This is a genomic window from Halopseudomonas oceani, from assembly GCF_002903165.1.
GTDB lineage: Bacteria > Pseudomonadota > Gammaproteobacteria > Pseudomonadales > Pseudomonadaceae > Halopseudomonas > Halopseudomonas oceani.
On record NZ_PPSK01000002.1, the window covers coordinates 293,604 to 306,730 of the forward strand.

Below are 13,127 nucleotides of genomic sequence, written 5' to 3' on the forward strand. Positions count from 1 at the left end.
GCCATGTTTTCAAGCAAGACGCCATTGACTCTGGCGCTGGCGGCGGTGGCCGCTGGTGTCTCTTCCGTGCAGGCGGCGGATACGCCGCTGGAGTTGCCGACGCTGACGGTCAGCGCCAGTGCGTTGAACCAGACGCCGGAGCAGATGACTCAGCCGGCGGCGGTGCTGCAGGGCGAGGACTGGTTTGCATTGCGTGAAACCGGGTTGGCCGACAGCCTGGAGTCGTTGCCGGGTGTTCGCGCGGCCGGGTTTGGGCCGGGCAGCAGTCGCCCGGTCATTCGCGGTTTGGATGGGGCGCGGGTGCGGGTGCTGAGCGACGGTGCTGATGTGCTGGATGCTTCGACCATCAGCCCGGACCACGCGATCAGCGCTGATACTGCGCTGATTGAACGGGTGGAAGTGCTCAAAGGTCCGGCCACGCTGCTGTACGGTGGCGGGGCTATTGGCGGGGTGGTCAACCTGATTGATCGCCGGGTACCGACCTATGTGCCCGAAAGCGGTTATGAAGGCGAGATTGACCTGCGGGCTAACACGGTCGCCGATGAGCGCGCTGGCTCTGCCGGACTAACCCTCGGCACCGGTGCCTTTGCGATGCGTATTGAAGGCGGCAAGAGTGAGGCTGATCCCTACCGCATCCCGGGCCATCCGTCCCGTCAGGAAGGCGCCTACAACGATACCGATACCGGCTCGCTGGGGCTGAGCTGGATTGGTGAGCAGGGCTATCTGGGGCTGGCCTACAGCCGCCAGGATCGCGAATACGGTCTGCTGGCACATGAGCACGCCGACTGCCACACCCACGGCCCGGACTGGCATTGCGGTGGTCATGGGCATGGTCACGGCCACGACGACGATGAACACGCCGATGCCTGGATCGATATGGAGCAGCGCCGCTGGGATCTGCGTGGCGAATATCAGAATCCGTTTGCGGGCGTAGAGCGTGTACGCCTGCGCGTTGCCGACACCGACTATCGCCACGTCGAGATGGAAGGTGACGAAGTCGGGACCCGCTTTACCAACCGCGGTACAGACGGGCGCCTTGAGGTTACCCACGCCCCGGTTGCTGGCTGGCGCGGAGTGATCGGCACCCAGCTGACCCGCCGCGACTTTGCTGCGGAAGGGGAGGAGGCGTATGTCCCGGCGACACTGACCCACAACCGCGCGCTGTTCCTGCTGGAAAGCTATGAGACCGGCGACTGGCTGTATGAAGTGGGCCTGCGTCAGGAATGGCAGTCGGTGGAGGTCAAGCAGGGTAGTGACGACGCCGACCATCGCGGCACCTCGGTTTCACTGGGTGCTACCTGGCAGTTCCAGCCGGATCTGGCGTTGTACGGCTCACTGTCGCGTTCGCAGCGCCTGCCTGCCGCCGAAGAGCTGTACGCCAACGGCCCGCATGCGGCGACCCGTACGGTAGAACTGGGTGATCCGGATCTGGATCGGGAAACTGCGATCAACGCTGAACTCGGTCTGCGTCGCACCCGTGGTGCGGTGACCTTTGATGTGAGTGTCTATCGCAACGAGGTGGATGACTTCATCTTCGCGGCTGATACCGGCGCGGATCCGGGAGCCGGTTACCGGGTGGTGGAGTACCGCCAGGCCGATGCGGTGTTGCAGGGTGTTGAAGGCAGTGTCAGCTGGCAGGCGACTGCAGCGACCGGTCTTACCCTGTTTGGCGACAGCGTGCGTGGTCGCCTGAAGGACGGTGGTGATCTGCCGCGCATCCCGGCTGATCGGGTGGGCGTGCGGCTGAATCAGCGCCTGACCGGTGCCCTGTCGGCGCAGCTGGAAGCGAGTCAGGTAATGCGTCAGGACCATACCGCCGACTACGAGACCGAGACCGGCGATTACATCCTGCTGGGCGCTGGCGTGAACTGGCGTGGCGTGCTGGGCGAAAGCGACGTGTTGCTCTATCTGCGCGGCAACAATCTGCTTGATGAAAAGGCGCGTCAGCACAGCTCGTTCATCAAGGATGAGGTGCTGTTGCCTGGCCGCAACCTCACGGTTGGCGCGCGGCTGGTGTTCTGAGCAGGGCGGGTAGTGCTACCAAGGGAGTAAGGAAATCACCCCTGTGAGCAATTGTTGGTATTGGGCTCTGAGCCAAGAATCGTGGCCAGAAGCAGGAAATTTTCCCGTTTCATCGTGTGGGACGTGCTGAGCGCTACCTGAGTGTCGTTCAGCGCAACCCGACTGCGCCAATACAACAACATCTCAGAGGTAGCAGCAATGACCAAACATGCCCGCTCTTCCTTTCTGTTGACCACGCTGGTTGCCGCCATGAGCGTCGCCGGCGTGGCAGCAGCCAATGTCACCAACGACGATATCCGTGCCGACGCCACCAACAACAGCCAGGTGGTCACCAACGGCATGGGTCTGCAGGGTCAGCGTTACAGCACCCTGGACATGCTCAATACCGACAACGTCAGCAGCCTGCAGCCGGTCTGGGCTTTCTCGCTGGGTGGCGAGAAGCAGCGCGGTCAGCAGTCCCAGCCGATGATCAAGGACGGTGTGATGTATATCACCGGTTCCTACTCGCGCGTTTTTGCGGTGGACGCCCACACCGGCACCAAATTGTGGCAGTACGATGCCCGTCTGCCTGACGGCATCATGCCCTGCTGCGACGTGATCAACCGTGGCGTTGCGCTCTACGACAACCTGGTGATCTTTGGCACCCTGGACGCCAAGCTGGTCGCGCTGGACAAGGATACCGGCAAGGTCGTCTGGCGCAAGACCGTGGCCGACTACCGGGCCGGTTACTCGATCACCGCCGCGCCGCTGGTGGTGGACGGCAAGCTGATCACCGGCGTCTCCGGTGGTGAATTCGGTGTGGTCGGCAAGATCGAAGCCTACAACCCCACCAACGGCGAGTTGCTGTGGACTCGTCCGACCATTGAAGGTCACATGGGTTACGTCTATGAAGACGGCCAGCCGGTGGAGGCCGGTATCTCCGGTGGCGAGGCTAACCAGAGCTGGCCGGGCGACCTGTGGAAGACCGGTGGCGGCGCGCCCTGGCTGGGTGGCTACTACGATCCGGAAACCAACCTGCTGTTCTTCGGCACCGGTAACCCGGCACCCTGGAATTCGCACCTGCGGCCTGGTGACAACCTCTACTCCTCGTCGCGTCTGGCTCTGAACCCTGACAACGGTCAGATCGTCTGGCACTTCCAGACCACCCCGCATGACGGCTGGGACTTTGACGGCGTGAACGAGCTGATCTCCTTCAACTACGAAGAAGACGGCAAGGAAGTGAAAGCGGCCGGTACTGCCGACCGTAACGGCTTCTTCTATGTACTGGACCGCACCAACGGTGATTTCATCCGCGGCTTCCCATTTGTCGACAAGATCACCTGGGCCACCGGTCTGGATGAGAACGGTCGTCCGATTTACGCCGATGACTACCGTCCGGGTGCACCGACCGAATCCGGCGATGCGGGCCGTCAGGTCTTCACTGCCCCGGCCTTCCTCGGTGGCAAGAACTGGATGCCGATGTCCTACGGCCAGAACACCGGCCTGTTCTACGTCCCGTCCAATGAGTGGGGTATGGACATCTGGAACGAAGCAACCACCTACAAAAAAGGCGCCGCCTATCTGGGGGCTGGCTTTACCATCAAGCCGCTGAACGACGACTACATCGGCGTGTTGCGGGCGATGGACCCGAAAACTGGTGAGGAAATCTGGCGCTACCAGAACCCGGCCCCGCTGTGGGGTGGTGTGCTGAGCACCCAGGGTAATCTGGTATTCACCGGTAACCCCGAGGGTTATCTGATGGCGTTTGACTCCCGCAACGGTGAGAAGCTCTGGCAGTTCAACACCGGTTCCGGTGTGATCGGTTCGCCGATTACCTGGGAGATGGATGGTGAGCAGTACGTCTCCGTCATGTCCGGCTGGGGTGGCGCGGTGCCGCTGTGGGGTGGCCACGTTGCCGAGCGGGTGAAGAACTTCACCCAGGGCGGCACGCTGTGGACCTTCAAGCTGCCGAGCAGCGCGGCAGTCAGCCAGCGCTAAGCAGTCGGGAGTGCGCGCCCGCGCACTCCCTTTTTCTATCCGCCAGGGCCATCTGGAAGCCCTGGTTATGGCTTTTCGCCATCCGTCACCTTGCTCTACTACTTTGGTACCGGTTTCCCGGAGGCGGCCTTTGCCTGCGTTAACCTGAGCGCTGGCTTTTTCCCCTGCGTGACCTGCCGTGTACTCGATACCTCTTGCCTCCCTGCCTGCCGACCAGCGTGACTACCAACTGTACCGCGCTGCCAACGGTTTGCTCTGTTTACTGATTCACGACGCTCAAGCCAGCCAGGCCTGCGCTGTCCTGCAAGTATCCGCTGGCAGTCATGCCGAACCGGATGACCTGCCGGGGCTGGCGCATCTGCTGGAACACATGCTGTTTATGGGCTCGCAACGCTGGCCGGAGCCGGGCTCGTTTCCCGCCCGGGTGGCGGAGTGGGGCGGGCGCTTCAACGCCAGCACCGCTCCGCATTCGACCAGCTTTTTCTGCTCGGTGAGCCCGCAGGGGCTGCAGCCCTGTCTGGCGCAGCTGACCGACATGCTGGCGGCTCCGCTGTTTGCGCCCGACCAGGTTGAGCAGGAGCGGCGGGTAATCGACGCCGAATTTCATACCCGGCTGGCCGACGACGCTATTCATGCCCAGGCGGTCCTGGCCGAAGTGGTGCACCCGGACCATCCGCTCAGTCGCTTCAGCGCTGGCAATGCCGTCAGCCTTGCCGGTGACCCGGGCTGGCTGGCTGAACGCCTGCGTCAGTGGCACGGCATTCATTATCGCGCTGGCAGCATGGCATTGGTGCTGTATGGGCCGCAGCGGCCTGAGCAACTGCTGGCGCTGGCACAGGATAGCGCAGAGCAACTACTGGCGGGCCGCGCGCCGGAACCCTTCGCCCAGCCGCTGTTTGCCAGCGGACAGCTGCCGCTGCAGCTGGATTGGCAGGGTCGCAGCGGTCAGCCGCAATCCGTCCTGCTGTATCCACTGATGGGCTGTGATGTGCATGGTGCGGCGGCTAAATGGCTGTGTGACTGGCTGAACAGCCCGGCACCGGGCGGTGCGCTGGGGTATCTGCGAGACCGAGGGCTGCTCGATGAACTGCACGCCTCGCTGGACGCGGATGTCGGTGGTCAGGCTCTGCTGCGTATTGAGCTGCAGAGCGCTGACGCTGAGCCCGAGCAGGTGCTGGCCGGGCTGGATGGCTGGCTGCAGGCTATGCGCAGCAAGGACCCAGCCGAATGGCCGCAGGCGGCGCGTCGGGCACTGGCGCAGACTGCCTTTGACCTTGGGCCGCAGGGCGACCTGCTCGACAGCTGTCGTCGCTATGCCTTGAGGCTGCTGGAATTGCCCGCCGAACAGGTGCTGGACGTGGCTGGCGTTGCGCTGGATACCGTCAGTATGTCTGACTGGCAAGCGCTGCTTGATCAACTCCTGCCAGCCAGGCGTTTGCTGCTACAGCGTCAGCCCCGCTTGCATGGAGGTGAACGATGTGCTCACACCGGCACCCCTTGGCAGGCGCGACCGCTGCAGCTACCCCCGGCGCCCTCGGCCGATCTGGCAGGGCGTCTTGGCCCCTGCCTCGGGCCGCTGGCCGAGGCCCCGAAAGGGCTACGCTGGTCCACGGTACTGCCCGGTTTGCGGCTGCTCCGCTATGCAGGTCGTCCGGGCGCGCTACGCACTCGGCTCGCTTGGTGCTGGGCCGATACCGCAGCGAGTATCGCCGAGCGCCGCTGGCTGCAGGCTTGCTGGACATTGCAGAGTGAGGCGCTGCAGCAATGGGGAGCCCGTGTTGGCATTAGCCTGCAATGGTCATTGGCAGCGGGGCAACTGGTGCTGGATGTTGCTGGCCCGCCGACCCTGCTGCCGGGGTTCATGCGCGAGCTGCTGAGCCAGTTGCATACCCCACCAGCCACAAGCCAGCTGGGGCTTATCGAGCGGCGCAGCCGACGCTGGGCGCAGGAGGAGGCTGACGCGCTGCCAGCCTGGCGGTTGTTACAAGCGCTGGAGCGCGAGCGCTCAACCCGGGCCATGCGGTTGCGCGACCCCCTCGCACTCTGGCAGTGGTTGTGCTCCGAGGCACAGATCATCTGGCTCAAACCTGACGGCTGCCCAGAGGCCGAGTCTGCGCAAATGGCCAAGTTGCTGCTCAACCTCTGTCCGCGCTTGATGCAACCCTTTGACTGGTGCTGCCCGTTACCGCAGCTGCAGACGGGGCAGCTGCAGGTCAGCGAGGTCAGCAGCAAACATACCGATCGCGCGCAGCTACTGTACCTGCCAGCCGAAGACGACAGCGTACTTGAAGCGGCTTGCTGGCGGTTACTGCATCACCGGCTGGCTGATCCGTTTTTTGCCGAACTGCGCACCCGCCAGCAGCTTGGATACTGGGTGGTGGCGCGCCTGCACCAGCGTGCCGGTCGGCCCGGCCTGTTGTTGCTGGTGCAGTCACCTGAGCGTTCGCACCGTTGCATCGAATCGGCGGTCGACGGATTTCTCGAGCAGAGTATGCCGGCGTTGGTCGCGCTGTCTGCCGAGCAGTTGCAGGCACAGGCTGCCCATCTGTCGCGGTTGCTGGAGCAGCAGCGGCAGCATCCGCAGCAGGGCTTCGAGGCGCACTGGGATGATTGCCTTTGGCAGCGTGAAGATCAGTTGGCGGCAGAGCAGCAGGCGTTGTTGGCCTTGACCGGTGCGCATTGGAGCGCCTTTGTCAGTCGCCTGCCGCACAGTGCGCGCTGGCGCCTGGTGAGCCGACAGGCGGGGGCCGATTGAGGCGGCTGCCGCTTCTACTACCTAGGTAGGTTGTAAATACAACCTGCCACCGACGCGCCTGTTCGTCGCTTGGTCGCAGACACCAAAGGGCAAGGCAACCGCCGCTCATGGCCAATGGGGGCGGGCAGGGGGCTTTCTGATAATCGGCGTGACGCTTCAGTCACTGATTACATCGGAGAGCACCATGTACAAGAACAAGATTGCCTGCACCCTGCTTACCCCCATCGCCCTCGCACTGCTGAGCGCCCCGGCGTCCGCCGCCATCACCCTGTACGACGAAGACGGTACCACCTTCTCCGCTGACGGCTACGTCAACGCCTTCTACGTCCAGACCGACACCGACAACATCAACGACGATCTGGACCGCGACCAAGCCCGCGTCAAGATGGGCTTTTTGCCGAACTACATCGGTTTCAACATGGGCAAGGACATGGGTGACCTGAAGCTGGGTGCGCGTTCGTCCTTCTGGGTCACCATCAACGACAGCGAAACCAACAGCACCGCGACCGCCATCGACGTTCGTCAGTTCTACGGCACCATTGGCGGCGACTGGGGTGAAGTGCTGGTCGGTAAGGACTTCGGCCTGTTTGCCCGCTCCAATATCCTGCTCGACGAAATGCTGGCCGGTTACGGTCAGGTCAGCGATACCCTGGGCCTGGTTGACGGCGGCGGCGTGTCCTTCGGCAACATCGGCAGCGGTTACCCGTACCCGTTCCCGACCGCTCAGATCACCTACCGCTCGCCGGTCATGGGCGGCCTGCGTGTTGCCGCCGGTATCATGGACCCGGTCGACACCAGTGACGACAGCGCTGTTGGCAAGAACTATCAGGACGCACCGCGTTTCGAAACCGAAGTCACCTACCAGTTCGACCTGGCTGGCGCCGACATCTACAGCTGGGTGAACGCCGGTTACCAGACCTCCAAGAACACCGACAGCACCGTTGATGACGTGACTTCCCAGGGTTTTGGCTACGGCGTCCAGGCGAAGATGGGCGCCCTGTCCGTGACCGCGTCAGGTTTTGACGCCGAAGGCATCAACCCGTTCTTCACCAACAACGCCGGCGAAGCGGTTCTGCGTGAAGTCGACAGCACTGGACACCTGTTGCAAGGTTCCTACACCTTCGGCGGCAAGACCCGGCTGGCGCTGTCCTATGGCAAGACGGAAGACGATGGCAATGGCCTGGGCGTTGCCGCTGACTACGAGACCCGCGCTATCGGCCTGTTCCACAGCATCAACGAGCACCTGACGCTGGTGGCCGAGTACAACCAGTTCGAGATCGAAGACCGCACCAACAACTTGACCATCGAAGAGACTGACTCGGTGGCGCTGGGTGTCGCGCTGAGCTGGTAATTGCGTCTGCTGGTATCGGCCCCCGTTTGCGCATGCAGGCGGGGGTTTTGCATTTTGTTGCACCGGACCCGTGGTGTGTCGTGCTAACCCACCATTTCAATTGCACGTCATCCCCACGAAGGCGGGGATCCATCGTGGGGCCTGAGTGGCCACTGGATTCCCGCCTTCGCGGGAATGACGGTGTGTATTGGAGCACTGGCGCATGCGAAGGGACCCTAGGGATGGAGCTGCGGCCTTCGGCTTGTCACGATCAGGCGATACCCGAGCCCAAATCTGGCACGTCGTGTCCTTCCACGTCATCCCCGCGCAGGCGGGGATCCACTTCGGTGCTTGAGCGACCCACTGGATTCCCGCCTGCGCGGGAATGACGGTGTAGTGAGGGGAATGACGGTGTGCAGTGGGGTGATGGCGAGTCCGGGTTACGCCAGCTCTGGCGTCGTTCCCAAGACCTACCAATTCAGTACTGAAGTAGCATAGGGCCGGGGCTTGCCTGCTCTCTAGAATCGTTGGCATGAACCCGATTTCCGGTATGCCCGACTTCAGCACCCAGCCGCTCGACGACTGCTTTCGCACCGCCATGACCGAGGCCACCGACCCGGACGCCGCGGCGCAGGATCTGGCGCGCCAGTTATTGCACCCGCATCTGGGCTGCGTATTGTTCTTCTGTTCGGCCGAATACCCCCTCGACAAACTGGCGACCGCGCTGGATCAGCACTTTGGCGGCGTCATGCTGCTGGGCTGTACTACCGCCGGAGAAATCAGCGCAGCAGGCTATGGCCGCGGCTGCATCAGCGCGGTCGGGCTCGACCTGCGCACCTTCGCGGTCGACTGCACGCTGATCCGTGCGCTCGACAGCTTCAGCCTGGTTGAGGCACAGCAGGCGGTAGAGCGCATGCTTGGTCACTGCCGGCAGGTCAATCTGGCGCCGGTCAAGGATCACACCTTCGCGCTGACCATGCTTGATGGCCTGTCCAGCCGCGAAGAACTGGTGCTCAACACCCTGAGCGCCGCGCTCGGCAGCATTCCCCATTTCGGCGGTTCAGCCGGCGACGACAACCACCTGAGCCATACCCACGTCTACTATCAGGGCCGCTTCCTTACCGGCGCGGCAGTGGTGGTGATGGTCAACACCTGGCTGGACTTTGAGGTGTTCACCACCCATCACCTCAAACCCACCGAGAGCAAACTGGTGGTGACCGATGCCGACAGCAGCACCCGCACCGTGCTGGAACTGAACGCCGAACCCGCCGCCGAGGAATACGCCCGGCTAGTCGGCGTGCCGGTGGATGAGCTTAGCGGCAAACACTTCGCCCTCGACGCGCTGGCCGTGCGCATTCGCGACCAGTTCTACGTGCGTTCGATTCAGCGGGTCAATCCGGACCGCAGCCTGACCTTCTACTGCGCGGTGGATACCGGCATCGTGCTTACGGCGATGACACCCGGCGAGCTGCTGCCGAATCTGCGGCTGCGCTTTGAGCAGCTGCGTCAGCGTCTCGGTGAACCGGTGCTGATCCTCGGCTGCGACTGCTTCTTGCGCCGCATGGAGTCCGAGCTGCGCGGTGAAGACCAGCGCATGTCGGAGTTTCTCGCCGCCAACCGGGTGATCGGTTTCAACACCTACGGCGAGCAGTTCAACGGCATGCACATCAACCAGACCTTCACCGGGGTGGCCTTTGCATTCCCGCGTTGAGTTGCCGCTGCATGACCCGGAGCTGCTGGCCGAGCTGGAAGCCCTGCGGGCGGAAAACCGCAAACTCAAACGCATCAACGCCGCGCTGATCGAGCGGGTCGAATCCAGCTCCAGTCAGCGCACCGAAAGCTACGCAGCGTTTCAGCACTCGGTGGAATTGGCCGAACAGGTGCGTGAACGCACCCAGGCACTGAACGACACCATGGCCGAGCTGCAGGCCAGCAACCGCCTGCTGAGCGATGCCCGCGCCCGCGCCGAGAAAGCCCACCACTACCTGATCGACGCCATCGAAAGCGTGCCCGATGCCTTCGTGCTGTTCGACGAGAACAAGCGCATCGTGCTCTACAACCGCCGCTTTGCCGCGTTCTGGCAGGGCACCGGCGTGCGCATCACCGAAGGCACCTCGCTGGGTGAGGTCAAGCGCATGGCGTTGAGCGCCGGGCTGATCGTCGATACCGACGCCGCTGCCGACGGCCATCTGCTGCACCAACTGCGTGACCAGCGCTGGATGCAGGTCAGCGAACGGCCGACCCGCGAAGGCGGGCTGGTGATCATGTACACCGATATCACCGACCTCAAGCAGTCCGAGAAGGCGCGGCGCGAGAAGGCGCTGGAGCAGAAGACCCGGCTGCTGCAGCGTACTGTCGACAGCCTGTCCCAGGGCGTCGCCGTGGTGAATGACGAAGGTGCGTTGGAAGTCTGGAACGGCCGCTTCCTGGAATTGGCAGGGCTGGCACCGATTGAGGCCCACCGCCCGTTCGACGAGGTGATGGAAGACAGCGAACTGGAGCTGTTCACGCCCTACAGCCGCACGGCGCAGGGCGCGCCGGTGCTGACCTGCGAGCAGCATCTGGGCAATGGCCGGGTGCTGGAGGTGCGCACGCACCCCATGCCCACCGGTGGCTTCGTCAACACCTTTACCGACATCACCGAGCGCGACCTCTACGCCCGCGCGCTGGAGGACAGCGAGCGCTGGGTCAGGCTGATTACCGACCACGTGCCCGCGCTGATCGCCTACGTCGGTGCCGACTTGACCTACCAGTTCACCAACAAGGTGTATGAAGACTGGTACGGCTGGGCCCGTGGCGAGATTCTCGGTCACAGCCTGCACCGGGTCCACAGCGCCGAGCAGTACGCTCGCCTGGAGCCTTACATCGCTCGGGCCTTCAACGGCGAAAGCGTCAGCTTTGAGTTTGCCGAACCCAATCTGGACGGTCACCAGCGCTACCTGCTGCGCTCATACGTGCCAAATCGCGACAGCGAGGGCGAGGTGGTCGGTATCTTCGTGATGATCCGCGACATCACCGAGCGGCGGCGCACCTCCGAGGCGTTGCATCAGGCCTATCAGCATCTGGAGCAGCGCGTGCGCGAGCGCACTCAGGAGCTGACCGAAGTAAACAGTCAGATGCGTCAGGAGATCCGCGAGCGCGCCGAGGCCGAAGCGCGCCTGCGCGAAGCCAAGCGCGAAGCCGAGCAGGCCAACCTGTCGAAAACCAAGTTTCTCGCCGCGGTCAGCCACGACCTGCTGCAGCCACTCAACGCCGCGCGGCTGTTCACCGGCGCGCTGCTGGAGCAGCAGGTGCCGGAGGGCAGTGCATCGCTGGTGCGGCAGGTCAGCCACTCGCTGGAGGATGTCGAAAACCTGCTCGGCACGCTGGTCGACATTTCCAAGCTGGACGCCGGGGTCATCAAGCCGGATATCAACGCCTTCTGCTTCGACAGCTTGCTCGACAACCTCGCCAACGAATATCGCCAGCTCGCCGCCAGCGAAGGTCTGCAGCTGAGCTTTGTGCCGTGTGGTGCGGTGGTGCGCAGCGACGCCCAACTACTGCTGCGCATCCTGCGCAACTTCCTCACCAACGCCATCCGCTACACGCCGTCCGGGCGCATCCTGCTCGGCTGTCGTCGCCACGCCCACGGCCTGCGCATCGAGGTCTGGGATACCGGCATGGGCATCCCGGAAGACAAGCTGCAGGAAATCTTTCAGGAGTTCAAACGGGTCAACCCCAGCGCCAATACCCGCGACCGTGGGCTGGGGCTTGGCCTTGCCATCGTCGACAAGATCGCCCGCATGCTCGGCCACCGCATCCGCGTGCGCTCGGTCGAAGGCCGCGGCTCGGTGTTCAGCGTGGATGTGCCGTTTGGCCGCCTGCAACCGACCGTGGTGCAGGAAGAACCGGTCACCGCCCGCATCGGCGAACGCCTGCCGGGCTCCACCATCTGGGTGCTGGATAACGACGCCGCCATCTGCGCCGGCATGCGTACACTGCTGGAAGGCTGGGGCTGCACCGTCATCACCGCGCTGTCCGAAGACGATCTCGCCGCCCAGGTCGACAACTTCCACGCCCAGGCCGACCTGCTGATCGCCGACTACCACCTCGACAACGACGTCAACGGCGTCGACGTCGTTCAATGCATCAACGCCCGCCGCAGCTCACCGCTGCCGGTACTGCTGATTACCGCCAACTACAGCAACGCGCTGAAACTGCAGGTGCGGGAGTTGGGGCATGTGATTCTGCATAAGCCGGTGAGACCGATGAAGTTGAAGACGGCGATGAGTCATTTGTTGGCGGTGAGTGGGTGATCTTTGGGGTGCCCTGATATAGCGCGCGTGCTGCTTTCCGTTTCTTGGGCGGCATGCCGGGCGCGCTGCCCAGACTTCACGAATATCTTCGTCCTTTGACCTCCACTCCGTCATTCCCGCGAAGGCGGGAATCCAGAGGGAGTATCAGACAGCGCAATGGATCCCCGCCTGCGCGGGGATGACGTGAAGGGGTCGGGAAGGCCGAGTTCCAACTCGGCCATGACGTTGCACGGCGGTTCGCTGGTCGAGCGGGAGCTCGACCTTCCCGTGTGTGTGGTTTTGATTGCGGAGAAGAGGGGCGAGTGCGCACGGCCCCAGATCCCGTTTACGCGGGCGAGTAGCGCAGGGCTGGCGGGATAAAGAGTCGTAGGCTGTCTGAGGCTCGCAGAGCCGAGTTCTGCCGGCACCTCGCCGGCCACCCCCGCAAGGCCGAGCAACGCAGCGAACCCGAAGGGCCGCGTAGTCGGGTGCCCCGGGGGATCGCTAAGGGGGGCAGGGCAAGCAGCCCCCCTTGGCTCGCCGGGAAGGCGAAAGGCGTGGGAGCAGAGTGCAGGTAGCTTGGCCGAGACAACCCTACGTCACTACCCCGTCATTCCCGCGCAGGCGGGAATCCAAAGAAGGTATCAGACGGCTAACTGGATCCCCGCCTTCGCGGGGATGACGTGGAAGGGGGGGATGTATCTGAGTGGCCGCAACTCCGGGTTGAGATGGAGCCGGGCACGGCATGCCGTGCGCCTACGAAAGCGGC

At 63.5% G+C, this 13,127-nt stretch carries 6 protein-coding genes; all 6 read left to right on the forward strand.

Annotated elements, in window-relative coordinates; translation table 11 throughout:
* Positions 1-3 precede the first annotated feature (3 nt).
* On the forward strand, positions 4-2,022 hold the full coding sequence (locus C1949_RS03600; protein WP_104737108.1) for a TonB-dependent receptor: 2,019 nt from the start codon (positions 4-6) through the stop codon (positions 2,020-2,022).
* 198 nt (positions 2,023-2,220) lie between these two features.
* On the forward strand, positions 2,221-3,999 hold the full coding sequence (locus tag C1949_RS03605) for a PQQ-dependent methanol/ethanol family dehydrogenase (RefSeq protein ID WP_104737109.1): 1,779 nt from the start codon (positions 2,221-2,223) through the stop codon (positions 3,997-3,999).
* 178 nt (positions 4,000-4,177) lie between these two features.
* Positions 4,178-6,754 (forward strand): insulinase family protein, encoded by a 2,577-nt coding sequence (locus C1949_RS03610; RefSeq protein WP_104737110.1) that lies wholly within the window; start codon positions 4,178-4,180, stop codon positions 6,752-6,754.
* Between the two features lie 184 nt (positions 6,755-6,938).
* Positions 6,939-8,105: a porin gene (locus tag C1949_RS03615; protein ID WP_104737111.1), complete on the forward strand. Its 1,167-nt coding sequence runs from the start codon at positions 6,939-6,941 to the stop codon at positions 8,103-8,105.
* 529 nt (positions 8,106-8,634) lie between these two features.
* Positions 8,635-9,795, forward strand: a complete 1,161-nt coding sequence (gene nosP, locus C1949_RS03620) for a nitric oxide-sensing protein NosP (protein ID WP_308421300.1) — start codon at positions 8,635-8,637, stop codon at positions 9,793-9,795.
* Complete coding sequence (locus C1949_RS03625; protein ID WP_373289797.1) at positions 9,779-12,379, forward strand: NahK/ErcS family hybrid sensor histidine kinase/response regulator; 2,601 nt, start codon at positions 9,779-9,781, stop codon at positions 12,377-12,379. Before nosP ends, C1949_RS03625 begins: the two co-directional genes overlap by 17 nt.
* Positions 12,380-13,127 lie beyond the last annotated feature (748 nt).